General features: G+C 39.2%; 19 protein-coding genes. 14 read left to right on the top strand and 5 right to left on the bottom strand.

Annotated elements, in window-relative coordinates:
* The first annotated feature begins 61 nt into the window (after positions 1-61).
* The 3 genes from J1N10_RS03765 (at position 62) to J1N10_RS03755 (ending at position 2940) form a co-directional block, all read left to right on the top strand.
* Positions 62-871, top strand: a complete 810-nt coding sequence (locus tag J1N10_RS03765) for a DUF3108 domain-containing protein (RefSeq protein WP_262325337.1) — start codon at positions 62-64, stop codon at positions 869-871.
* A gap of 111 nt (positions 872-982) precedes the next feature.
* Positions 983-1549 (top strand): elongation factor P, encoded by a 567-nt coding sequence (gene efp / locus J1N10_RS03760; RefSeq protein WP_262325336.1) that lies wholly within the window; start codon positions 983-985, stop codon positions 1547-1549.
* Positions 1550-1707: 158 nt separating this feature from the next.
* Positions 1708-2940: a PP2C family protein-serine/threonine phosphatase gene (locus tag J1N10_RS03755; RefSeq protein ID WP_262325335.1), complete on the top strand. Its 1233-nt coding sequence runs from the start codon at positions 1708-1710 to the stop codon at positions 2938-2940.
* 114 nt (positions 2941-3054) lie between these two features.
* Here the strand turns inward: J1N10_RS03755 and tyrS are convergent, their stop codons facing one another.
* Complete coding sequence (gene tyrS / locus J1N10_RS03750) at positions 3055-4347, bottom strand: tyrosine--tRNA ligase (RefSeq protein WP_262325334.1); 1293 nt, start codon at positions 4345-4347, stop codon at positions 3055-3057.
* 232 nt (positions 4348-4579) lie between these two features.
* Between tyrS and J1N10_RS03745 the strand changes: the two genes are divergently transcribed.
* The 6 genes from J1N10_RS03745 to J1N10_RS03720 all read left to right on the top strand — a co-directional run bounded on the left by J1N10_RS03745 (position 4580) and on the right by J1N10_RS03720 (position 13317).
* Positions 4580-6991, top strand: coding sequence for a carbohydrate binding family 9 domain-containing protein (locus tag J1N10_RS03745; protein ID WP_262325333.1), 2412 nt, complete (start codon positions 4580-4582; stop codon positions 6989-6991).
* Positions 6992-7050: 59 nt separating this feature from the next.
* Positions 7051-7458: a hypothetical protein gene (locus J1N10_RS03740; protein WP_262325332.1), complete on the top strand. Its 408-nt coding sequence runs from the start codon at positions 7051-7053 to the stop codon at positions 7456-7458.
* Positions 7459-7520: 62 nt separating this feature from the next.
* Positions 7521-8090, top strand: coding sequence for a hypothetical protein (locus J1N10_RS03735; protein WP_262325331.1), 570 nt, complete (start codon positions 7521-7523; stop codon positions 8088-8090).
* 113 nt (positions 8091-8203) lie between these two features.
* Positions 8204-9664 carry a M28 family metallopeptidase gene (locus tag J1N10_RS03730; protein ID WP_262325330.1) on the top strand — a complete coding sequence of 487 codons (1461 nt, stop codon included), beginning with the start codon at positions 8204-8206 and terminating at the stop codon, positions 9662-9664.
* A gap of 67 nt (positions 9665-9731) precedes the next feature.
* A complete protein-coding gene (locus J1N10_RS03725) occupies positions 9732-11186 on the top strand; it encodes an MFS transporter (RefSeq protein WP_262325329.1) in 1455 nt (484 codons plus the stop codon).
* 223 nt (positions 11187-11409) lie between these two features.
* Positions 11410-13317, top strand: a complete 1908-nt coding sequence (locus J1N10_RS03720; protein WP_262325328.1) for a methyl-accepting chemotaxis protein — start codon at positions 11410-11412, stop codon at positions 13315-13317.
* A 194-nt stretch (positions 13318-13511) separates the two neighbouring features.
* On the opposite strand, the gene J1N10_RS03715 is transcribed toward J1N10_RS03720, so the two are convergent.
* Positions 13512-13811 (bottom strand): RNA recognition motif domain-containing protein, encoded by a 300-nt coding sequence (locus tag J1N10_RS03715; RefSeq protein WP_262325327.1) that lies wholly within the window; start codon positions 13809-13811, stop codon positions 13512-13514.
* 302 nt (positions 13812-14113) lie between these two features.
* On the opposite strand from J1N10_RS03715, the gene J1N10_RS03710 reads away from it, so the two are divergent.
* Complete coding sequence (locus tag J1N10_RS03710) at positions 14114-14728, top strand: NUDIX hydrolase (protein ID WP_262325326.1); 615 nt, start codon at positions 14114-14116, stop codon at positions 14726-14728.
* Positions 14729-15055: 327 nt separating this feature from the next.
* On the opposite strand, the gene J1N10_RS03705 is transcribed toward J1N10_RS03710, so the two are convergent.
* Positions 15056-17293, bottom strand: coding sequence for a carbohydrate binding family 9 domain-containing protein (locus tag J1N10_RS03705; RefSeq protein WP_262325325.1), 2238 nt, complete (start codon positions 17291-17293; stop codon positions 15056-15058).
* Positions 17294-17515: 222 nt separating this feature from the next.
* Between J1N10_RS03705 and J1N10_RS03700 the strand changes: the two genes are divergently transcribed.
* The 3 genes from J1N10_RS03700 (at position 17516) to rarD (ending at position 20400) form a co-directional block, all read left to right on the top strand.
* On the top strand, positions 17516-18571 hold the full coding sequence (locus J1N10_RS03700) for a sensor histidine kinase (protein WP_262325324.1): 1056 nt from the start codon (positions 17516-17518) through the stop codon (positions 18569-18571).
* Positions 18561-19283: a LytR/AlgR family response regulator transcription factor gene (locus J1N10_RS03695; protein ID WP_262325323.1), complete on the top strand. Its 723-nt coding sequence runs from the start codon at positions 18561-18563 to the stop codon at positions 19281-19283. The genes J1N10_RS03700 and J1N10_RS03695 overlap by 11 nt, the downstream gene beginning before the upstream one ends.
* 229 nt (positions 19284-19512) lie before the next feature.
* The gene (rarD, locus tag J1N10_RS03690; RefSeq protein WP_262325322.1) at positions 19513-20400 is read left to right on the top strand and encodes an EamA family transporter RarD; all 888 of its coding nucleotides are present in this window, start codon (positions 19513-19515) and stop codon (positions 20398-20400) included.
* A gap of 173 nt (positions 20401-20573) precedes the next feature.
* Here rarD and J1N10_RS03685 read toward each other — a convergent pair whose 3' ends face one another.
* Positions 20574-20960, bottom strand: a complete 387-nt coding sequence (locus J1N10_RS03685) for an endonuclease domain-containing protein (RefSeq protein ID WP_262325321.1) — start codon at positions 20958-20960, stop codon at positions 20574-20576.
* A 628-nt stretch (positions 20961-21588) separates the two neighbouring features.
* Between J1N10_RS03685 and J1N10_RS03680 the strand changes: the two genes are divergently transcribed.
* Positions 21589-23136, top strand: coding sequence for a T9SS type A sorting domain-containing protein (locus tag J1N10_RS03680; RefSeq protein ID WP_262325320.1), 1548 nt, complete (start codon positions 21589-21591; stop codon positions 23134-23136).
* A 629-nt stretch (positions 23137-23765) separates the two neighbouring features.
* Here J1N10_RS03680 and J1N10_RS03675 read toward each other — a convergent pair.
* A complete protein-coding gene (locus J1N10_RS03675) occupies positions 23766-24719 on the bottom strand; it encodes a hypothetical protein (RefSeq protein WP_262325319.1) in 954 nt (317 codons plus the stop codon).
* Positions 24720-24854: the final 135 nt, after the last annotated feature.

The raw sequence follows: 24854 nt of genomic DNA, 5'->3' as shown, positions 1-24854 counted from the left end.
TTTAAGCGTTTGTTTGTCATATAGAGTAAGTAATCTTAACTTAATCTCTAAAACAAGGCTTATGCAAAAGCTTACTATTATACTGATCAGTTTTCTTCTTTGCAGCAATATAATGGCAGCTCAGGAAGAGAAGAAAGATACAGCATTTATTACACCATACCCTTTAACCTCTCACCAGGCCTATCAGGGAGGAGAAAAGCTAGTCTTCACCTTGAATTACGGTATTGTTACTGGAGGTAAAGCCACTCTTACAGTAAAAGATTCCATATTCAATGGCACCCCAGTTCATCATGTTATTGGTCGTGGGGTAACTGTTGGTTTAGCCGATGTGCTGTATAAAATACGCGACCGCTACGAAAGCTTCATTGATATTGAAACAAACGAACCCGTAAAAGCCATAAGAAGCATTCGAGAAGGAAGATATCGCTACTATAACGAAGTTGAATACATTAGGGATTCTTCGCAAGTACTTTCGAAAAAATCAGGTATACACCAAGTTCAGGAGGGCATACTGGATATTTTATCATCCTTTTATTTTGCTCGCAACCATAAGTTTAATGATCAACTGGAGGTTGGTGAGGTGATCGAATTCATGACCTATTTCTCAGATGAAAACTTTCCATTACGGATCCGTTACCGGGGCACCGAAGTAATTAAAACCGATTTCGGAAAAATTGAATGCTATAAGTTTTCGCCCGTAACGGAGGTTGGAAGGTCTTTCAAAACCGAAGATGATATGCATGTATGGATTACACGTGATAAAAATCGCATCCCTATGCGCGTACGTTTTGATTTAGCTGTTGGTTCATTTACCTGCAATCTATACGAATTCAAAGGACTAAAACATCCATTCAGTAGCGTTCAACATTAGCATCTAAATAACTGAAATGGACAGCTTTTAAGTCATACAATTCGTTTTTTACACGAATTCGTGTATTTTTGCAGCGTTTTTTAAGATAATAATAATCACAATTTCAATAGTATGGCAACTACAGCTGATTTTAGAAACGGTATGTGCATTGAGTACAATGGACAGTTATTTTTCATTGTACAATTCCAGCACGTTAAGCCGGGAAAAGGAGCCGCGTTTGTAAGAACAAAACTTAAGAATGTATCAACCGGTAAGGTGATTGAAAATACATTTAATGCAGGTGTAAAAGTTAACGAAGCACGTGTAGAGCGTCGTCCACACCAATTCCTTTATAAAGATGATATGGGTTATCATTTTATGAACGCCGAAACGTTTGAGCAGGTACCTATCGAAGAAGGCTTGATTGATAACACTGCATTATTAAACGAAGGAATGGAAGTTGAAGTAGTTTACCATGCCGATACTGAAACACCTTTAATGGTCAACCTACCTGCAAACGTAGTATTTGAGGTAACATATACAGAACCTGGCGTTAGAGGTGATACTTCATCAACTAACTCATTGAAACCGGCTACAGTTACTACAGGTGCTCAAATTATGGTGCCTTTATTTATTAATACTGGTGATAAAATTAAAATTAATACCTCTGACAACTCGTATGTCGAGCGTGTTAAGTAATTTTATTTCTAAATAATATCTCCCTGTTATAAGCTTGCAACTAAACACTTAGTGGCTACTTATAGCAGGGGCTTTTATTTATTAAGTACACCCGACATCAAGAAATACTGACTTTTATAGGTTTTTTTTAATACCTTAGTTGGAAAGAGTTATCTTCTATGGTTACCCAATTGAAAAAGAAAAGGCTTCGTTTATACAAGGATAGATTAAATATTATCCTTGATATCGCGCAGACTATTAATGAGGACCATAGTATTGAAGATCTACTCTCAGAATTTGAAATTTTACTACGCGAAGAGCTTGAAGTTGGTAAAGTTTTAGTTTACACCTTTTCAAACGATGTTTGGAAAAATCTGCTTATCTCGGGTGTAACTGATGAAGAGGCCGCCAGCATTGATGTTGAGCAAGACCTCTTGCAATACGAAACCATCGAAAGCATCACTTTATCGCACCCTCCCAACTTAAAAGGGTTTGATGCGGTTATACCGCTGTTTCACAGATATAAAGCCATTGGTTATGTGTTGATTGGTGACATTGAAGAGGAACAACAAGGCATTAGTCCAACCATTAAGCACCTTAAACTCATTCAGATAATTTCTAACCTGATCATTGTGTTTGTTGAGAATAAACGCATGCAGCAGGAATTACTGGAACAAGAGGTGATTAAAAAGGAGATGGAGCTTGCTTCACGCATCCAGAATCAACTGGTACCCAGCAAACACCAATTACCAAAGACTTCCAAGCTCGATATCCATACCTATTATCAACCACACATGGGTGTTGGTGGTGATTATTACGATGTTTTTCGTTTATCGCGCAATAAAATTGGTTTTTGCATTGCCGATGTTTCTGGTAAAGGTATTTCGGCAGCCATGCTTATGTCTAATTTCCAGGCTGTCATCCGCTCTTCATTTTCATACAGTTGCAATCTTAAAAAACTGGTTCACCAGTTAAATGCTCGTGTAAATGAAAGTGCCAATAGTGAGAAATTCATCACCTTATTTATTGGCCGATACAACCTTATCACACGCCGCTTGAGCTATGTGAATGCTGGTCACCTTCCTCCTCTTTTGTACGATGCTCGTAAACAGCAACTGATACACCTTCAGGATGGTTGCATTGGATTGGGCATGCTCGATTTTATACCTTCTATTGAAGTGGGAAAAGTACATATTCCTAAAGGGTCAAAACTATTGGCTTTTACCGATGGTTTAGTTGAATTGGACGACGGGCACCAGGTAGAATCGGGAGCTGAAGAAGTGGAAGAAATCATGAACAACAACCATCCTTTGGAGCACAATTTCTTAGGCCTTCGCAAAATTATTGATCGCATTGAAAACGAAGGTGCTGCCTTCGATGATATTTCACTGATCGGCCTTGAGTTTAAGTAGTATTAAGGTTGTTAGATTAAGATTGTTCTCACTGATAATCCAAAAACCATTTGCAATTAAGACATAAAAAAAGCAGACATTACTGCCTGCTTTCAATTCCTTCTGCTAAATTGGTTATTGTGCAATGACTAAGAAGTAATTCTTCTTGCCTTTTTGAACCAACAAGTATTTATCATTTAGAAGAGCCGATGCGTCAACGCTCAATTCGGCATCCGTTACTTTTTCTTTGTTAATACTCATTCCACCACCTTTAATCGTTCGGCGCAATTCACCTTTTGATGGGAACACAGTCGCTTTTTCGGCTAACAAATCAACCACATTGACGCCTTCTGCAAACAAAGCCTTATCAACAGTGAACTGAGGCACTCCTTCAAAAACAGCTAATAATGTTTGCTCATCAATTTTGCGGAGTGCTTCTGTGGTTGCCTTGCCAAATAAAATCTGAGAGGCTTCAACAGCTGAATCATAGGCTTCTCTGCCATGAACCATAACCGTTACCTCTTCGGCCAAACGTTTTTGCATAGCACGCAGGTGAGGGGCTTCAGCCTGTTCCTTGGCCAAGGTTTCTACATCATCTTTCGTCAACATGGTAAATATCTTGATGTACTTCTCAGCATCTGAATCTGAAGTATTCATCCAGAATTGGTAGAAATGGTATGGACTGGTTTTTTCAGGGTCTAACCATACGTTACCGCTTTCTGTCTTACCAAATTTACCACCATCTGCTTTAGTAATTAAAGGGCAAGTCATGGCAAAAGCTTCACCTCGCTCCTTACGACGAATCAATTCTGTTCCGGTGGTAATGTTACCCCACTGGTCAGAACCACCCATCTGTAACTTACAATTCTTCTCGCGGTATAAGTGTAAGAAGTCAAAACCTTGAACCAATTGGTAAGTAAACTCTGTAAATGACATACCCACGCGTGACTCTTCACCCAAACGCTTCTTCACCGAGTCTTTCGCCATCATGTAGTTAACCGTGATGTGCTTACCAATATCACGAATAAACTCCAGGAAGGTAAACTCCTTCATCCAGTCATAGTTATTCACTAATTCAGCACCGTTGGGTAACGACGAATCAAAATCGAGAAATAAAGCCAATTGTTTTTTCAAGCACGCCTGGTTATGACGCAACGATTCTTCATCTAACAAATTACGCTCCTGAGACTTACCCGATGGATCACCAATCATTCCGGTTGCACCTCCAACCAAAACCAAGGGCTTATGTCCACATGCCTGAAAGTGTTTTAACATCATCACCCCCACCAGGTGACCAATGTGCAATGAATCTGCTGTTGGGTCAATACCCACATAAGCTGACGTCAGTTCTTTCTCTAATTGTTCTTCTGTTCCCGGCATTACATCGTGAATCATGCCACGCCATCTTAATTCTTCAACAAAATTCATTTGATTACTTATTTATTGTCTTACCAGACGCTATTCTACATTAATTTATTTACGAAGCCTCAAAGATAGTAAAAACCCAATGTTTGAAAGTGTACTTTTGAGATGTAAAAACGATAAATCAGTAAGGAAAGGACTGAATATTAATTAATACAGTATTTTAACATGCCGTTAACCTCTAAAAATTGTATTTTTAAATATTTTTAAGGTTTTGAGAAAACACTAACTAAATCACATGAAATTTCTACACATCTTGTTGATAGTCTTCTTATCAGCAACATTGTATGCACAAAAGAAAAGTGTCAGCGCTACCTATATCACCTCTCCTTTAAAAATCGATGGCCTGCTCAATGAAGAATTTTACCAGGTAGGACAAGCTGCCACAGATTTTGTGCAGCTTCAACCCTATAACGGCCGGCCAGCCATGCAAAAATCAGAAGTTTGGTTCTTTTACGACCAAACAGCTATCTATGTTGGTGCCATGTTACACGACAACGCACCCGATAGTATCTACAACTACCTGACTGAAAGAGACAACATTGGCAACTCGGATTATTTTGGCGTTTATATCGATCCTTATAACGAGGGGCAATTAGCATACGGCTTCTATATTACACCTGCTGGTGTTCAATCGGATATGAAAGCGATAAAAAGTGATCGTGACCGTGAGGATGGCAACTGGGATGCCGTGTGGGAAAGTAAAACGCAAATTACAGATAAAGGTTGGATAGTGGAGATGCGCATCCCGTACTCCGCACTTCGGTTTCCCGATCAACCGGTTCACCTTTGGGGAATCAATATTTTTCGTAATATACGCCGTTATAATTCTAATAACACCTGGAATTTCATCGATCGTAATATCTCAGGATGGATTCATCAGCAAGGTGAGTTAACTGGTATTAAAGATATTCAACCACCTACCCGTTTATCCTTCTCTCCTTACCTGGCGGCCTATGTAGAGCACAATGAAGAAATTGATAAAACTGATTTTACCTACAAAGGAGGATTGGATATGAAATACGGCATTAATGAAAGCTATACGCTGGACATGATGCTAATTCCCGATTTTGGTCAGATTCAATCAGATGATCGCCAACTTAACTTGAGCCCTTACGAAATATATTATGCTGAACGTCGCCAATTTTTCACTGAAGGTATGGAGTTGTTTGATCGCGGCGATGTTTTCTACTCAAGGCGAATAGGAAGCCGGCCTAAATTTTCAAGCGATGCTGATGAAACACTTCTTGACAATGAAATCATCAGTGACCGACCATCTGAAACACAACTAATTAATGCCACAAAAATATCGGGTCGAAGTAAAAATGGATTTGCGGTTGGCTTTTTAAATGCCATGTCGCTTAGCTCCCATGCGACTATAAAAGATACTATTAAAAACAGCTCCAGGGAATTCCTCATTCAGCCTTTCACCAACTATAATGTTTCGGTCATCGACCAATCGCTTAAAAACAATTCCTACATCAGCCTGATTAATACCAACATGTCGATGTACGATCATTCTTTCGGGGCAAATGTTACGGCTACCGAATTCCAGTTTAGAGACAGATCATTAACCTATGCTATTAGTGGGAAAGGTGGTGTTAGTCATCGTGTGGATACTGCTAAAACCACAGGTTGGTTTGCCGAAGTCGAAGTAGCTAAAAACAGTGGCAAATGGCAATTTGGCATCTCACAAGAAGCCTACCACAAAGACTATAATCCCAACGACATGGGTTTCTTAATGCGTAACAATTTATTTGATACAGACACCTACGTGATGTTAAACCAAGTTGAACCATTTGGCATTTTTCAAAGTGGGATGGCACGTGCTTATTTCAAAAATGATATGGTGATGGAACCATGGGATCTTAGAGCACAAGAGTTAGGGGTATACACCGAATGGCGCTTTATGAACAATTATGGTTTTGAAGCTCGGGCTGAATGGATGAGTGAGGAACATAACTATGACGAGACGCGTGTTGAAGACCGATATTTATACAAACCACAGGGGTATAATTACAACTTTTTTGTTCACAGCGACTGGAATAAAAAGTTTTCTGGTTATGTCTATTTCGGAGGCTTTGAGCGACCCGACCGCAATCAGTATGGCAATTGGATGGGACTTGGCCTTGGTTGGCGTATTGGACAAAAATTAGCTCTGGACTATGAATTTTCGTGCAGCCCGGAAACCAATGACTATGGATATGTCAGCCGCAATGATGCTGAAGATTCCATATTTATTGCCCAACGCGATTTAAACACCATAGAGAATGTATTAGAGATGGCCTATACTTTCAATAATAAGCTGAGCCTTCGATTGAGAGGACGTCATTATTGGTCGGGAGCTGAAAACAAAGCCTTTTACCTGTTACAAGACAATGGCACTTTAATTGATGCCCCGGACTACGATGATAATCATGACCGTAACTTCAATTCATTTAATGTTGACATGGTACTGCGATGGGTATTTGCACCTGGTTCTGAAATGACATTAGGCTGGAAAAACTCAGTTTTTGCTCAAGAAGATAACATGGTTAGCGACTATGCTGATAACATAGAAATCATCCGTAATAGTCCACAAATCAACACCGTATCATTTAAACTGCTTTATTATATCGATTTTAATTCCTTACGCAAGAAACAAATATAATCGCATTTAAGTAGATAATACATAACTTTGCCGCCCAATAAAAATCATTACATCAACTGATGAAGCAAATAAAGTTTGTGCTAAGTGCTGCCATCTGTATAATTTGTATAAATGGCCATGCTCAATATTCGATGCAATTGGATAGTATACAAAAAAACACAGAGTTAACACTTGATTTAAAGCTAAAGTATTATCCTATTCAACTCGATTTAAACGCTGGACAGATACACCATTCTAATCGTCCAATCCTTATCTTCAATCACCGTGGCATGTATGAGCAATACAATGTTTTGGTTTCTCAGAGTCAAGTTGTTTTACCCTACAAAGCTTATTACCCAAGCAATGACATTTATTACACTGGCAATAACTGCCGACGTGATAGCTTTAATCCACATGGCTCGAAAGATATAGGCAGTGCGCTGCTCAATGGTTTTATTAACGGTATTATTCTAGGAAACAAATATTAAACAATTACCCCGCTCCCTCCCTGCTTTATTATCAATACATAACTAACAAATTAAATTTTAAGATGAAACAGATTTTCATTTTAGTAATGCTTGCATTGACTATGAATGCAATGGCTCAGCACCACCATGTCGAGCAACACGAAAAAGGAGAGCATGAAACCAACCATGGGAAACACAAAGTGGCCTTCTACTCTGGGTTTACACACATCCCTTCTGCTTTTTATGAGCACGAAACGCATGAGGAAAGCACAGGTAAATGGGTACCTACCATTGGCATTGATTATTATTATTCGTTAAACCACAAATGGGATGTAGGCATCATAGCCGATGTGGAACTGGATGAATATTACATCCATACCGACAATCATGATGACTTAGAACGTAACAATGTGGTGGTACTTTCGGCAGTAGGCAAATACAAACCTACCAAACGTATTGGCCTTATCGCTGGCCCGGGTATGGAATGGGAATTTAAAAAGCACGATACCGAAACCTTTTTTGTATTAAAAACCGGTATTGAATACGAAGTTGCTATTGAAAAAGGATGGGAACTGACGCCTGTATTTACTTACGATTTTAAAGAGGAATACAGTGCTTATGCTTTTGGTATTAGCATAGGTAAACGATTCTAAAATCGATTTAAATAAAATTTAAGCCGGCAGAAATGCCGGCTTTTTTCGTTTATAGCGTCTAAAAAATAAGTATATTAGAAATTATACTCTTAGTCTTCTGAAAAACCTTACATATGAGAACAGCTTTCTTTCTTTTGCTTTCAGTGACATTTGTGTTAAGCAATGCACAAGCACCAAAATTTAAAACCAAGTACCTTAACAATATATCAGACAGTAGCCTTCAACAGCATGTTTACATCCTGGCATCTGATAGTCTGGAGGGACGCGGAACAGCCACAGAAGGAGAAAGAAAAGCAGCCCACTACATTGTTGAACAGTTTAAACTCAATGGCCTTCAACCCTATAACGACACATGCTTTTTACAAAACATAGGATTATGGAGTTGGCAATGGCATACATTCACTTTAACAGATGCACATCATACTTTCGAAACGTACCAGGATTTTGTTTACTTAAGCTCAGCCCCAATTGAACCTCAAATTACAGCTAAGTGTGTGTTTATTGGAAATGGATCAGACTCAATCATCAATCATATCGATTTGGATGGCAAAATTGCTTTTGCAAGTATAGAAAATTTCAAAAGCTGGTATGGCATTGCCAGCAAAACAAAAAGAAAAGGAGCCATAGCTATATTGATGGTTCATCAATCCGACAGCAATGCTTTTAATCAAGTATCTGAGAAATTTAAGGCCATTCATCAACAACCATCCATTGGTACTCAAGAGCCAATGTTCAGTTCATCAATGGTAAAAGCTTTTGCTGTAAATCAAAGCTTAACCGAAAAACTTTTTAATCAACCACTTGATAGTCTGAAACACCTGACAAGCCATCAACAAATAAAAGACTTACCAACTCCTAAATTGACCATTGGCTGCCAACTTAAAGTTGAGTTGGCCGATGCCAACAACGTGGTTGGCTACCTGCCTGGCAAAGGAACGAATAAAGCAGCTGTTGTCATTTCGGCGCACTACGATCATATTGGCGAACGCTACAACGGCATATGTGTGGGTGCTGATGATAATGCCAGTGGAACTGCTGCCGTTATTGAACTGGCAAAAGCCTTTGCTCCATTAAAAGGTAAATTGAATAAAGATTTAATTTTTCTATGTACTTCGGGTGAAGAAAAAGGCTTGTTAGGAGCTTTCTATTTTGCCGACCACCCACAAGAGCATTCATTTGATATTAAAGCCAATGTGAATATCGATATGATAGGCCGCATTGACTCGACGCATAAAAACAATTACATCTATACCATTGGAAACAATCATTATCCTGAATTTGACTCTTTAGTGCATGTGGCCAATAACATGAATGTCCCCCTAAAAATTCAATACGATTACAATAAGTCTCAAGGCTTCGGTAATTTTCTGCGATTGTCCGATCATTATGCTTTTCACCGAAACAACATTCCTGTTTTGGGTTTTTTCAGCGGATTGCATAACGATTACCACACACCTGATGACACACCCGACAAAATCGACTACCAGTTGATGGAAAAGCGCGTAAAATTAATTTTTACCACAACATATTTGGCCACTCAAAAAACAGCATTCTCTTCACAAACTGACGAATAGCATTTGGTTTATGCACTAAAGAAACTATTTTAGCCGTTTCTGAAAAATATAAACCAATAAAAACGATATGTCAGGAATATTTAAGACAATTAAAAGCTTTCCAAAGGTGTTTTGGGTATCCAACACAATGGAGCTGTTTGAAAGATGGGCGTGGTATGGATTTTACATGGCCTTTGCATTATATTTAGTTGGTTCTAAAGACACTGGAGCATTAGGTTTTTCTTCTGCCGAAAAAGGTGCCATCATGGGAACCGGTTCCATGTTATTGTACCTTTTACCACTATTCACCGGAGCCATTGCCGACCGTGTTGGTTATAAAAAAGTTTTAATACTATCATATGCCATGTATGTGAGTGGTTACTGGATGGTAGCTACTTTTAACTCCTTCTCTCTGGTTTTTGCTGCCTACATCTATTTAGCTGTCGCTGGTGCCTTATTTAAGCCAATCATATCAGCAATGATCTCAAAAACTACTACTTCAGAAACCTCATCCATTGGCTTTGGTATTTTCTATATGATGATTAATATCGGTGGTTTTATCGGCCCTTTCATCGCAGGTGCTATTTACCAGAAAAGCTGGGATTGGGTATTCTATATTTCTATGATTACGATCTCCATCAACTATATTTTCGTGTTCTTTTTCTTTAAAGAGCCAGGAAGAGAAGAAAATGATGAAAATGAACCTTTAGGACAAGTTTTCATTCAATCATTAAGAAACATCGGTATTACATTGAGCAACTTCAAATATGTATTGTTCCTGTTAATTATGGTTGCTTTCTGGACTGCATTCAATCAATTATACTATGCATTCCCTGTCTTTGTAGATGATTGGGTAGATACTTCAAACCTATACAATGCACTTCACTCAGTTTGGCCCTGGTTGGCCGAAAGTATTGGCACACCTGAAGGAACCATTACAGCTGTTACCATTGGTAGTTTTGATGCCTTCTTTATCATTATCTTCCAAATATGGATTTCCGGAATTGTAATGCGTTATAAACCATTAAATGCCATGATGAGCGGTATTTTTGTATTGGCGATTGGTGTAGGAATGATGTTTGCCTTCCAAAATAGTTTCTTTGTTATTCTTGGTGTGCTTATCTTTAGTATTGGTGAAATGGCCAGTAGCCCTAAGTTTACTGAATACGTAGGTAGTATTGCTCCAGCTGATAAAAAAGCCTTGTATATGGGAACATCTTTTTTACCTATTGCAGTAGGTCACCAGTTGGCTGGAGTTGTATCAGGAGATATTTACGACAAAGCAGCTGGAAAACTACATTTACTTAGTAAAGAAGTTGCTAAACGCGGATTAGATATCCCAGAGGTATCAGAAACCTTCACTAAAAACGATTATTGGAATAAAGCAGCTGAGCTAATGGGCATGAGTAATTCAGAATTAACCAATTTCATTTGGGTGAATTACAACCCTTCAAAAATATGGATGCTATATGCAGGAATAGCAATTAGTGCCGTTGTTGCCTTATTTTTATACGATAAATTAATCTTAAAATCGAAAGCTTAAACAAAGCTCCGAATATACTGAATAGCCCGTTGCGCAAAGCTTCGGGCTTTTTTGTGTCTGTTTCGTTCCAAACAAACGACTAATACTCTATCAGCTTTAGACTCTTTTCCGTAACAATTCGAAAATAAGAGCGTAAAGCACTGAATATAACCCCATAATTGTGTTTGCTTTTAATCAGACCTGATAGCCCGTGTAAGTGTGAATCGTGTTATAGGATAGTGTTATGGTTAGTTTAAAATTTGTGAGCGACATCAGAATTGGTCCGCGCTTGAATTATTTCTTGGGAGCAATTGTGATTATAGTAATGGTTATTGTTGGCTTTTATTCATCATCGAAACAGTATAGTCAAATAACCACAGAGATGGAAACCACTTCAATCATGCAAACGCAGGATCTGAAGCGTTTGATTGAGGTGCAAATTACAGATCGACAAGGTTTTGTTAACTCTGGGGCCAGGGTTATTAATAAGGTTGCTTCTCTGAAAGATTTTGCACTAGACACTGACAATACCATTAGTGTAACCGCTATCAATCAGATAAGTGGTGAAGAACTTCCTCTTTCTATACCGACATTGCTGCATGGGGAACAAAACATGTTTCATCAGTACGATCTGGTGGATGAAGTGGGAGAAATGATTAGCGGAACAGCTACTGTTTTTCAAAAAATACCTCAAGGCTTTCTGCGTATATCCACTAACGTGCGAAAAAAGAATGGTGAACGAGCAACCGATACCTTTATATCCAATGACTCACCAGTCGCACAAAAAATACTTGGCGGCGAAAGTTTCTTTGGTAGAGCCTTTGTTGTGGATGATTGGTACCTGACAGCTTATGAGCCGCTCATTATTGATGGCTCGGTTGAAGGTATCTTGTATGTTGGAGTGAGAGAAAAAAACATGGCTGGTATCAAAGAGGTATTTAACAGCAAAAAATACCTTGAATCGGGCTACCCATTTTTAATCAACAGCGATGGAGACTTTCTAATTCATCCAACACAAGAAGGTTCTAATGTGGGCGATGCTGACTTCTTCAGGCAAATGCATAGTCAGGAAAAGGAAAGTGGCAAAATAGAATATGTGTGGGAAGGTGAAGATAAGTTGTTGTATTACCAGTACATTGAGAAAATTGATGCATACATCGTTATTTCCTATTATAAATCAGAAATATCTGACTTAGTAGTGGAAAACGTGCTTTATATGAGCCTCATTTTTATTGTGGCCATAACCATCCTGATTTTTATTATCCAGGCTATTAGCCGCTCTATTACCAAACCACTCGCTGAATGTGTTGCCTTTGCAGAACAATTGGCTGATGGAAATCTATCTGCCACAGTATCCTTTAAACAAAAAGATGAATTGGGTATGTTGGCTAACTCTTTACGAAATATGATTGCGAAGCTGGATACTGTAGTGAGCGACATTACCGAAGGAGCCAATGATATTGCCGGTGCCAGTCATCATGTAAGTGATACATCAACCCAATTATCAAAATCGGCTACAGAGCAGGCTGCATCAGTTGAAGAAGTATCATCAACCATGGAAGAGATGGTGAGCAATATTGAGCACAATGCCATGAATGCCAACAATACGCGTCAGGCATCCCTGATGGTCTTTCGCAATATCAAAGACATGAACCAATCAACCTCAGCTTCGGTTGAAGCCAGTGATGCTATTGCACAAAAAATCAATGTGATTAATGAGATTGCTCAACAAACCAATATACTATCGCTCAATGCGGCTGTTGAGGCTGCACGCGCAGGCGAACAAGGTAAAGGATTTGCAGTAGTGGCCACCGAAGTTCGTAAACTGGCAGAAAACAGCAAGCTATCGGCTAAAGAGATTATTGAGCTGGCAAGCAGTAGTGTTGAATTAAGCACTAAAGTTGGTGAACAGATGAACCACGTAGCTCCCGAGGTGCAGAAAACCACAGAGCTGGTCGAAGAGATTTCATCATCGAGCAACGAACAGTTGAAAGGTGCAGAGCAGGTTAACTCGGCCATACAGCAATTGAGTACAATTACTCAACAAAATGCTTCTTCGAGCGAAGAATTAGCGGCCAGCTCAGAACAGTTATCATCACAAGCGGAGAATTTAAAGCAGATTGTGAGTTTCTTCCACAAAAAAGACAAATAGAGAAAACTCGGTTTTCTTTATCAACCCCTCTGACCGATATAAATCGGCCATCTCCTCTGAAATTCAGGGGAGAAAAAAGCTGACCCCGAGGCAAGCCTCAGAGAACCAAATTGATTGATTTTTGACTTTAATATACAACAAAGCCTGAGTTATAATTACCCAGGCTTTGTTATATAAGACTATCAGTATCTTAATTAACGACGACGGTTACCACCGCGGTTGCCTCCTCGGTTACCGCCACCCTGTGCGCCTTCTTTTGGACGGGCTTCTTTTATGTTGATGATTTTTCCATCATACTCAGCACGGTCAAGTTCGTGAATGGCCTTACGTGCAGCTTGATCATCCGGCATTTCAACAAATCCAAACCCTCTCGACTTCTTAGTTTCACGATCCTTAATCACCTTAGCTGAAGATACTTCTCCGTACTCTTCAAATAATTCTACCAAATCCTCATCCCACACATTATCGGTTAAACCCGCAATAAAAATATTCATGTAATTACATTTAAAAATTAAACACTGACACATGAGGCGTGTCATTACCACTATTATTAAAAAAGAAGAGAATTGAATATTTGGAAATGTAGATAACTCCTGAAGGTTAGAAGTTTTTACTAAATCGGCGAAAAATCAAAAATCGAACTTTTAAAATAGGCCACAAAGGTAGGTAAATATGCAACAGTTCAATCATTTTAAATTATAAAGTGTGTTAAGATGTATTTGAATATCCTGAAACGAACAATATCACTTAACGAATTGAAAATAAAAACCTACTTTTAAAAGACTAATTAAAACACATGGATTATTTAAATACTTTCAAAAAGATTAAAGCATTGGCCGAAACCGGTTTGGTATATGCTCAAAATGGATATGAAATAGAGCGCAACCAGGAACTTGTTGATTTAAGTCAGCAATTGATGGCTGCCATAGCCAATAAGCCTATTGAAACCTTTGACAAATTCTACCTGCCACCTAAAGAATACCCGACACCCAAAGTGGATGTAAGAGCATTGATTTTAAATGAAAAGGATGAAATCTTATTAGCCAAAGAAGTAATGGACGGGCGGTGGTCAATCCCCGGAGGCTGGGCCGATATTGGTCACAGCCCATCGGAAGTGGTTGTTAAGGAAGTGGAAGAAGAAACAGGTCTGCAATCGAAGGTCGATCGCGTATTGGCTATCTACGATAAACGCTGTCACCCACATCCGCCACAGCCATGGTATGTTTATAAAATCATGTTTCTGTGCAAAGTGACAGGAGGTGAACTAAGAGGCAACTTTGATATTGAAGAGGCTCGCTGGTTTGCGTTGAACCAACTCCCTCCTTTATCAGAAGATCGAATTTTAGAGTCGCAGATCAAGGAATTGTACCATTTAGCCAAGCATCCGGAGTTGCCGGTTATTTGTGATTGACAAAATGAGAATTGATGCATTGTAATTGTTAAAAAATTATTACACAGAGGTACTAAGTCACTGAGTTTTATAAAGAAGAAGAACAACCTCCGTGTCTTTGCATCTCAGTGTTAATTTAATTATGCGAAGTGTTGAATGTTCTTTCATGAACTCATCAATTAAAAAAACCTGCTCTCCACCACGAGAACAGGTTTTTCGAATTTGATTTGAAATAATGTTTAACAATCCCTGTCTTCAAAATCCACAAAAGAAGACCGTCAAAATTAAACCCGGCAGCCGTTGCTGCCACTCACATATATTTACCCCAATAATATGGAGTTAACTAATTCACAAGCTTAACCAATACCTGATTTTAAAATTGACCTGAAAACGCTTATTACTGAAAGAACCGGTTTCAAAATCATCTTTCACAACAATAAAAAAATCACTCATGGGCCTGAATCGCCACTGAACCATACTATTGATGTTCATATTATCTTTTTGTGTATTGAATTGTACCAGGGTGGTCCAGTTTAAATCTTTTTTAAGGGCTACTTCAGAAGTTAAAGCCACCAGATGATAATTCTCCAACCCCTGTGGCTCGGGAAAATCGAGACGACAATAATTGTAATCTAAGAGTAAGCGTCCCCAGGTTTGAAGCCGATAACTCATGCCTAAGTATGCGTTCGTCTTCGTTCCATTGTAAAAACTTCCATATTCAAACGTAGAAGCCACATGCAAAGGTTTGCGAGCGTCACTTGACCAATGCACACCTCCACTTTGGAAATTGTATTCTCCGGCATCCAAAGGCTTATCATTGTGCAGTATATCGCGAGGAGCCAATAGTGTCGCTTTCTCATAGTTGAAAAACAGGTTAAAGGCACTACGACTTTCAAACTCACCCCACAGGTTTAAAGTACCGTTGTAATCACTTACTTCTCCATCGGGATTAGCAAATAAACTAATTCGGTGCCCCGGTGTCATGTATAGGAATGTCTCGCTTTCGGGATAGAACAAATAAGTGGTAAAATTGGTAAACTCAGTAAATCCCTGACGGAATTCGGTATCATTCAAATCGTTTTTATGATAGAGACGAGGTACAAAACCCATATCAACGATATAATTATCGCCCACCTGGTAAAGCTTATTGTTCACTCTTAATTTGGAAGAAGCGTAATTGAGCTCTCCTCCGGCAAAATGCGCATTACTGTACTTTTCAGGATTAAAACTATAATGATACTTAATGCTTCCTGTCCAGCTACCCGAGGCATTCATATAATCAAATTCCAATCCTGCCGTGCGGTTATAATCATCCTTGTCGAATTTAACATCATCGTATAAAGCCTGCCGGTTGGTAAAAACACCTTTTATGGCCGAACGCTTAAACACACCCCATTGAAACGACGCCGCTGAGTAGTTTTGTGATGTCCGGTCTTTATAGGCTTCGTTACTCACGTTGAGCAAGCCAATGCGCACATCGTCAGACACATTACCCGAAAACCGAGCTCCATAAATCATCGGCACATAATCCCAATCATACATTCCAATACGTCGTGTATACAGCGGTTTAATCCGATTATCGCTGGCTACTGTTGTGTGGTCGGAATAGGAACCAAAACTCGAGAACAGATCACCATTCTCAAGAAAAAAAGAGCGCATCTCGGGCAAATAGTATTCAAAACGATAAAAATCAATGTATTGCCTATCGACGTACACAGTTGAAAAATCAGGATAAACAGACAGGTCTAATGATAAATCGGAACCAATCCCCCACTTAGCATCCAGGCCGCCAGTAATCGTTCCTTCCCAACCTTTATCATCTTCAAAGTTTTTATCTAAACCACCCGACAATGAAGGAATTAGAATAAACTGCCCGCCTTTATCATCAGGCACTTCATCTTTAAATGAAACTTCGCCATTGTAGCCAAAGTCAAGCCCCGAAAAAGCCATGGGAAAACACGACCAGATATCATAGGCTGCACGCCGCATATCGTTGCGGATAAAATTGATTCCCCAGTCATTCTTGTCTTCGTTGAATTTAACGGAAGTAAAAGGAATTGCCATTTCATAGACATATGCATCATTAGTCACTTGTGCTTCGCCTTCCCAAAACTCATCCCAAAATGGGTCGAGATAAGGGTTAGCTCCCCTCTGCGCCAGTGTGCCATCAACCTGAACACCACGGGCATTCATTCCAAAGAAATAACCGTTCTTATCATTGTTATTGGGGTCGATAGCTATACAAAAAGCATCGCTGCGCCAGTAATTGCCTTCATCATCGCGCCGCATCGATAAAATGACCGGCGACGGATTCTCTTCGTAACAAACAGCTCCCACATAAATATAATCATCATCGTATGTGATACGCACCTCTGTTTTTGCTTCTGCCGGAATAGTATCATTGGGCCAGTGCTGCCAGAAACCATCCACCAGGCGCGCATTAGCCCAACCAGCTTCATCCAAATACCCATCTATTTCAAAACGATGTTCAGTTTTATCAATCGTAACACGGTTTAATCCGGGTGCCTGAGCAAACAAAGGAACTGTTGAAATAAATAAAATAGTTATCGCAATGTAAAAACGCATATCGCTGATTTTTAATTTCATCAGCTAATGTAAATTGAAAAAGACAGTGAACTTTTCTATAAAGACAAACGCCATGCTTGTGCTGCCAAACAAATCAAAACATGCATGAGAAAGTCCGAAAGCCGTCAAATCAGGTCGTTAGTCGTATAATAACTGCATTTTGTCTCTACGAGTTGGAGTTGCCCTTCCTTATTGATATTTTTAGAAGCAAAACTGTTTGGCATGGGGCAAAGCAAGGAGCATATATTATTTAAACACCGCTGGTTGTGGCACGTTGTGTTTTGGGTTACGCTGTATTTATTCTATTCATTATCATATGGCGAATACAATAACAACTATGCCTTTGAGTTGCGGTCTAACCTCTATTTCCTGCCGGTTAGGATGATTGGTGCTTATACCTTTATCTACCTGGTGATTCCTTTTCTTTTAAAACGCCACTACTACCAGTTTTTTGGATTAACCATATTACACTCGCTCTTTTATGGCTTCTTAATTTGGATGACTTATTACCATGTACCACTTTATGGTCTCGAAGGCGATTTTCCCATCTTTTACTGGCAGAAAATCATTGTGGCTGCACTCACCAACTACGAAGTGCCGGCTTTGGCAGCCACCATTAAGTTATTTAAAGTCTGGTATATCGATCAAAACAAAAAGCAAGACCTGATAACACAAAAGCAACAGGCAGAACTTAACTTTCTGAAAACACAAGTTCACCCGCATTTTTTATTTAATACGCTTAACAACCTGTATGCACTCACTTTGAAAAAGGCCGACGAAGCGCCTGATGTAGTTATCGGGCTAAGTGACTTGCTGCGATATATGTTATATGAATGCAGCGAGAAGTTTGTCCCGCTAAAGAAGGAATTAACCTTCTTAACTAATTACATTGAGCTACAAAGCATTCGGCACGACAAGAGCATTGTAAACATCGAGCACAAACGCATTGGTGAGCCCGGCAATAAAGTTATTGCCCCCTTGCTTTTATTGCCTATCATCGAAAATTGCTTTAAGCATGGCATAACGCAAGGTGATAAAGAGGTGCAAATACAGATATTGCTGACCATCGAGGAAAATGAATTAATCATGCAGGTAAAGAACACGTTGAATCATCCTATTGAAAATTACAGCGATGGTCTGGGCATTAGCAATGTACGCAGGCGCCTGGCGCTCATTTATCCCAATCAACATGAATTTAGCATTAAAACTGATAAAGGTTTTTTTGATGTTTTAGTAAGGATCAAACAGATAAACCAAACACCCAACCATGCGAGTTAACTGCCTGATTATAGATGATGAACCTTTAGCGGTTGATGTAATCAAAAGTCACATCGAAAAGCTGGAATCGCTGCATATTGTTGCCACGTGCCACCGAGCTGCTGAAGCATTTGATATCCTCCGTACTAAAAAGATTGATTTATTGTTTCTGGATATTCATATGCCGGGCTTATCGGGTCTGGAATTCCTTCGCTCGCTGCGTAATCCGCCTAAAGTGATTATGACCACCGCTTTTAAAGAATATGCCTTGGAAGGCTATGAGCTGGATATAGTCGATTACCTGATGAAGCCCATCTCCTTCGACCGCTTCGTTAAAGCCGTTAATAAATTCTTTGATCAACAGCCGCGCGATATTGAACTACACCAGGCAAAGCCCAGTTGCGATGTGAATGATTTTATGTACATCCGCACTGGTAAAATGGTACACAAGGTATTGCTGAAAGACATCATGTATGTTGAAAGCCTAAAAGACTATGTGAATATTCATACGCCCGACCGTACCATCACAGCTCGTCAAACGCTTTCATCCATTGAAAACATGCTGAACGAAGAGCAGTTTATGCGTATCCACCGCTCTTTTATCGTTTCCATCAACCACATTAGCGGCTTCACGGCCACCACCATTGCCATTGCCGACAAAAACCTACCAATAGGACGTAACTATAAACAGCAGGTATTTCACCAATTGAATTATTGTCCGGGAGAAGAATAACAAAAGAGAGATGAGAAGTGAGTCCGGAGATGTTGTTGATTTAGAGTTTTCTGTTTAGTGTTCTGAGTTTTCAATTTCTCGATTCGACAGTTTTTCAATTCACCAGCATATTTATTTCTCAGTTTTTCAATTCAACAATTAATCAATTCAACAACATCGAACTTCTGCCATACACCTCACTACTGACTACTGACTTATTTATCTATCTTTGCCATCTAAACTCAAGCACATGTCACAGAATCAGGAGCAAACAAGCGGTTACTTTTATACGTTTCTGGCCTTTTTAACCTGGGGTTTATTGCCCATCTATTGGAAGTGGCTGAATCATATTCCTGCCTTGGAAATATTATCGCATCGCATATTTTGGTCGCTAATTTTTGTAATGTTATTTCTAACATGGAAGAGACAGTTCAAATTGAGATACATCTTTCAAGATAAAAAAGCACTTGGCACACTTGCTATAACAGGCCTATTGGTAGGAAGCAATTGGGGTGTATACATCTATGCTGTAAATATCAACCACATTATTGAAGCCAGTTTAGGCTACTACATTACACCCTTAGTTAATGTTGTATTAGGTATCATCTTCCTGAAAGAACGCCTTAATTCCATTCAGATAATAGCGTTGATTCTGGCTGCATCGGCAGTTACTTATCTAACAATTGACTATGGACAATTTCCTTGGATATCTCTTTACCTGGCAGCATCGTTTGGCCTGTATGGTTTATTAAAGAAGATGAGCGGTATTCAGGCCATGCCAGCTTTAGCTATTGAAACTATGGTATTAACCCCATTTGCCATCTCCTATATTGTTTGGGGCCTATACACCGGAAATGGTCATCTATTCAATGAAAGTTTAAAAGTAGATCTATTACTGATAACAGCTGGTGCAGTAACCACATTACCTCTTTACTGGTTTGGTCTGGGCGCTAAACGCATTTCCTTAACTTCGGTTGGTTTTATGCAGTATGTAGCGCCAAGCCTAATGCTGTTCTTAGGCATTTTTATGTATCATGAAGGTTTTCCACAGGAAAAACAAGTTGCCTTCACCGCCATTTGGGTAGCATTGGGTTTATATAGTTACTCGATATTGAAAAGCTATAGAGCCCGAAAATAGTCTAAACCAATAAAATGCAACACGAAGACGCAGAGATAAAGAGATTTTTTTTGTGAATAACAACACCCCCTAATCCACAGCATCGTATAACAATTTAATATCTCGTCCCCTAAATAGTAGTGGACCAATCCATACGATACTTTTAATATGAAATGGAACAGGGGGTATTTATCTTACAAATACGATTCAATCTTGTGCAATACCTCGTCAATATCATCAAGCTCTTTATTTTCTATCCGCAATACAGTCAATCCATAATCACGCAATATATCGTCTCTGAAAGCATCACGTTCTATAGTCTTTAAGTGAATTTTGCCATCTAATTCCAATACCAGCTTCTTGCGAGCACAATAAAAGTCAGGGATATAAAAAGCCAGATAATTACCCGTCGTCTGATATATTATTGGATATTGACGCAAAAATCTACAGTTCTTCAGTTGTTTCTTACGGATGTAACGCCATAGCTTTTCTTCCGATGGCGTTGGGTTATTACGAAGCTTCCGGGCAAGCATTTTTATTTCATGGTAGGTCATAGAATAAATATAACTCAATCTTTCCATACCCCCTAATCCATAATATTTTATAAAATGATAGCAACTCGTCCCCCTGCCATAGGGGGACCAATACATACGATACTTTTAATATGAACTAGAGCAGGGGGTACAGGATTCAAAAATAGACTTAACAACAAAAAACAACACGAGGCGCAGAGACGCAAAGGTTTTTTGGGGAATAACAATATCCCCTAACCCACAGTATCTTATAACAGTTTAATAACTCGTCCCCCTACCATAGGGGGACCAATACATACGACTATTATAATATGAAATGGAACAGGGGGTACAAAAAAATCACACCCCAACGCAACCAATCTAAACCACCTTCATCTATTAAAGGTCTAAGTAAAAATCTGTGGTAATCACTTCGTTTACTTTAAGTAGTATATAAATATTCCTATAAACTCTCTTACTGTTACTTATGCTTTTAATGAGTGGTATTACTATGCCCCCATTAAGGTGCATAAGTACTAACTCTAAGGAGCTACCCTTCATTGCAGCACTAATGCTGTGTTAACTTCTATTAACAATTCAATCCATCCACTTACATTGCCAAAACATGACAATGGTCATGGTCTACTATCAATTTTGCATGCCTGGCATGCATCATATTTACACTAAAAAAAACATCATGAAAAAAAATTACTTAATTATTCTTTTGTGCGTCATCAGTAGTTGGGCGATGGGGCAAACCGTAGAAATTGTCGAAGATACTCATTCAGGCACCGAATCAACTAGTCCTAATAACATTGTAACAGATGGAACAAATCTGTATTATCAAGGGGCCGTAAATAATTTCACATATTGGTACGCAAGAAACGCCTTTCAGACATGGCTACTGACTGGAACTGACTATGAACTTTATGTGTATGATGGCATTAATTCACCGGTTGCAGAGATATATAACACAAATGTTGATCTAGATGAGACTGATGCAAAGAGCAATGTATATGACCATCATTATGGTGCAGGTGTCAACTATTCCTTTGTAATGAATGGGCAAGTCTACTTTTCTGCTGATAAAGTAGCCGATGCATCAACGGCTGCAATCTTTCAGATTTGCACTTATGATGAAGGTACAATTACTGACGTGGCTGATATTGAACTGTCAATGACTCCGATTGTCAATAACAATGTTGCTTATTTTGTTGGTAGTGATAACAAGCTATATTCATGGGATGGTTCAAGCCGCGATGCAACATTGCTACTTAATCAAGATGGTTGGGAAATTGCAAATAATGATTTCATTCCTTTTGGAACAGACCAGTTTATTGCATATGCCCAAGCAACAGGTGAGACAGAACGTAACTTAATGATTTATGATGCTACAAATGGCGCTGTACTTCTAAAAGATTTTATTACTGGTGGAAGTGATAATATATCAAGCTTTATTAAGGTTGGAGAAAAAGTTGTATTTAAAACCCATATCACTCTTGCTGAACCTGATGAATATGGAAATACGGCAAAATATGCCTTTGCAATCACTAATGGAACAACAGAAGGAACTACCGAAATATCATTATTGAATGATATACTAGTAGATGGCCCAACACCTTTATTTTCTGACGGAAACACCCTATATTGCTCTGCGAGAGTCACTGAGAATAGTTCAGATATTAATGTGCAGTTGATCGCTTATACAAATGATGGATCTGAGGAGTTAACAATTCTATCGAAAGAGCAAGACAATACAGGTGCAGCTAGTGCACACTCTCCTTCAGACATGGTTAAATATACTGATGGATGGATTTATTACGCTGGATATCGTTACGTTGGTGAAACAAGAACAGCTGGTATTTTTAGAACCAATGGTTCTGTTATTGAATTAGTAAACAATACTGTTTCGAGTCCATCCAAATTAACGGTTTTTAATGACAAAATTTATTTTAGTGGACAAACAGACTCCTATGGCACTGAATTATTTGTATTAGACCCTAAAGGCACAGCGACTTCAATTGAAAGAGCAATCAATAATTCAATCACCGTTTCACCAAACCCATCATATGGCTATGTTAATGTAGCGGGGGTTGAACCAGGTACTGCATATGAAATATATAGCATTGCCGGTGCCATGGTTGAGAAAGGAATTGTATCAAATAATCAAATAGACTATAACGTACAACCTGGTGTGTACTTATTAAAAGTAGGTACCAAGGTCACTAAGATTATGGTTAAGTAAATATAGATTATAGGTTAAGTTGTGTAAAGGGGCTGCTCATTTGAGTGGCCTTTTTTTTATAACGCGAATTGGAGAATGAGTGCGAATTAAGCGAATGATATTGCTTGCCAAATAACCCACACATAATGTTATTATCCAATACTCATTGTTAAGGATTCGTAAGCTAACTGCTACCTAACAACAAAGGGTCTTCTTCGGGATCAACCTCGCTGGGAGCGTAGTTGATCCGTAGCAGGTACGATGAAGGCCCGAAGGATGAGCGTTGAAAGGTGGAAGAATTGTTATAAAATCACCTCCCCACTACGTGGTACTCTTCCTTAAAAAGGTGGAGAAGGATTTACAGCTAGGATAAAATAAACACCCCCTATTCCATAGCATATTATAAGATATCAACAAACTGTCCCCCTACCATAGGGGGATCAATTCCTTCGACTATTTTGAGTTGAAGTAGAACAGGGGGTATTAATTAATTTAAAACTATACAGATTCTCCTCCTTGCCAAGGAGAGCCTGTTCCGTTAAAGCGGAAAGTACGGTTAGGAATGAGCCCAGAGGTGGTTTGACCAACAAAAAAGGGCCACTCCGTTGAGCAGCCCCTTCCATGATATATTAAGAATCTAAAATGAGGTATTATTTCTTTGCAATACGACAGTGCTCTATAATAAGTGTTGTATACGACAATCCAACATAAGGGTGTGTACTTGGGCCTGTTATCTGAGCCAGGTAACCCGCATCAAAAATGATTTCCTGAGCCTCTAAATCGAAGGTTCCTACGGTCACTAAATCACGCACAATGGTTGGCTTGTCATTTTCTTCATCATAATCGCCGTAGTGCCAACCATAAAAGGTTAACTCAATAGCAATGCCAAAATAAGGGTCAATCACATTGTAATACTTTTCACCTTCCATAGATACCACCCCTGTTTCGGTGTCAAACACCATGCACAGCTCTTGCGGAACACCCAGCAAACCTTTAACCAATAAACGATCGTCGCGACCAGCCACAGTATCCGGACGAATCTCAACATCCAGAGTATAAGGAGCGATTTGTATTCCATCGGCATCAGTAGCTATAGACTGTTCTGTGGCCTGGAAATCGTAACCGATTAGTCCGGCCAATGGATGCTCATTATCGCTGATGGTAATAATATGCTCTGTATTGGCATTATTGGCCATACCAATGCCGGCACCAATATTATTATCTTTCAGTAGTAGTTTGAATTTTTTATCACCATCGCGTACATAGTTATCAATCATTTTAATCTCTATGTTCTTAACCCAGTCGCCTTCAAAAGCTACTGTTTTGTTCGATGTCTTCACCGTAAAGTCTTCTCCTTCAACAGCGGGGTTATCAAATCCTTCGGTCACCACTTCAAAAGTCACCTCGCCAATGCCAGTGCTCTTAGCCAGAGAAACGGGAATTCGCAAAGTACGTATATCATTCTCGAGCATCACCGATTTGCTGGTTTCAAAAGCAAAATAGGCATCACTATCTTTAAAATCCTGCTTTTCAACTTCGCCACAAGAGCTTAGGATGAGTATCCCGGCCATTAACGAAGCTGCTATTTTAGTTATATAATTCATTTGTTGTTCGTTTTAAATGTTGATTATAATAGGCTAATCTATGCTCCCCTAGGGGAGCTGGCCGCAGGTCTGAGGGGGAGAATAACTAATTCCCCCATCGCCTTTCAGGCACTTCCCTCCCGTCTAATCCGGGAC

It is taken from the genome of Carboxylicivirga litoralis (genome assembly GCF_025499605.1).
GTDB classification, from domain to species: Bacteria; Bacteroidota; Bacteroidia; order Bacteroidales; family Marinilabiliaceae; genus Carboxylicivirga; species Carboxylicivirga litoralis.
This window is presented reverse-complemented; position numbering and strand designations above follow the sequence as displayed.

Coding starts and splice junctions, on each gene's coding strand:
- J1N10_RS03765 (WP_262325337.1), top strand. CDS start 62: ATGCAAAAGCTTACTATTATACTGATCAGTTTTCTTCTTTGCAGCAAT.
- efp (WP_262325336.1), top strand. CDS start 983: ATGGCAACTACAGCTGATTTTAGAAACGGTATGTGCATTGAGTACAAT.
- J1N10_RS03755 (WP_262325335.1), top strand. CDS start 1,708: ATGGTTACCCAATTGAAAAAGAAAAGGCTTCGTTTATACAAGGATAGA.
- tyrS (WP_262325334.1), bottom strand. CDS start 4,347: ATGAATTTTGTTGAAGAATTAAGATGGCGTGGCATGATTCACGATGTA.
- J1N10_RS03745 (WP_262325333.1), top strand. CDS start 4,580: ATGAAATTTCTACACATCTTGTTGATAGTCTTCTTATCAGCAACATTG.
- J1N10_RS03740 (WP_262325332.1), top strand. CDS start 7,051: ATGAAGCAAATAAAGTTTGTGCTAAGTGCTGCCATCTGTATAATTTGT.
- J1N10_RS03735 (WP_262325331.1), top strand. CDS start 7,521: ATGAAACAGATTTTCATTTTAGTAATGCTTGCATTGACTATGAATGCA.
- J1N10_RS03730 (WP_262325330.1), top strand. CDS start 8,204: ATGAGAACAGCTTTCTTTCTTTTGCTTTCAGTGACATTTGTGTTAAGC.
- J1N10_RS03725 (WP_262325329.1), top strand. CDS start 9,732: ATGTCAGGAATATTTAAGACAATTAAAAGCTTTCCAAAGGTGTTTTGG.
- J1N10_RS03720 (WP_262325328.1), top strand. CDS start 11,410: ATGGTTAGTTTAAAATTTGTGAGCGACATCAGAATTGGTCCGCGCTTG.
- J1N10_RS03715 (WP_262325327.1), bottom strand. CDS start 13,811: ATGAATATTTTTATTGCGGGTTTAACCGATAATGTGTGGGATGAGGAT.
- J1N10_RS03710 (WP_262325326.1), top strand. CDS start 14,114: ATGGATTATTTAAATACTTTCAAAAAGATTAAAGCATTGGCCGAAACC.
- J1N10_RS03705 (WP_262325325.1), bottom strand. CDS start 17,293: ATGCGTTTTTACATTGCGATAACTATTTTATTTATTTCAACAGTTCCT.
- J1N10_RS03700 (WP_262325324.1), top strand. CDS start 17,516: ATGGGGCAAAGCAAGGAGCATATATTATTTAAACACCGCTGGTTGTGG.
- J1N10_RS03695 (WP_262325323.1), top strand. CDS start 18,561: ATGCGAGTTAACTGCCTGATTATAGATGATGAACCTTTAGCGGTTGAT.
- rarD (WP_262325322.1), top strand. CDS start 19,513: ATGTCACAGAATCAGGAGCAAACAAGCGGTTACTTTTATACGTTTCTG.
- J1N10_RS03685 (WP_262325321.1), bottom strand. CDS start 20,960: ATGGAAAGATTGAGTTATATTTATTCTATGACCTACCATGAAATAAAA.
- J1N10_RS03680 (WP_262325320.1), top strand. CDS start 21,589: ATGAAAAAAAATTACTTAATTATTCTTTTGTGCGTCATCAGTAGTTGG.
- J1N10_RS03675 (WP_262325319.1), bottom strand. CDS start 24,719: ATGAATTATATAACTAAAATAGCAGCTTCGTTAATGGCCGGGATACTC.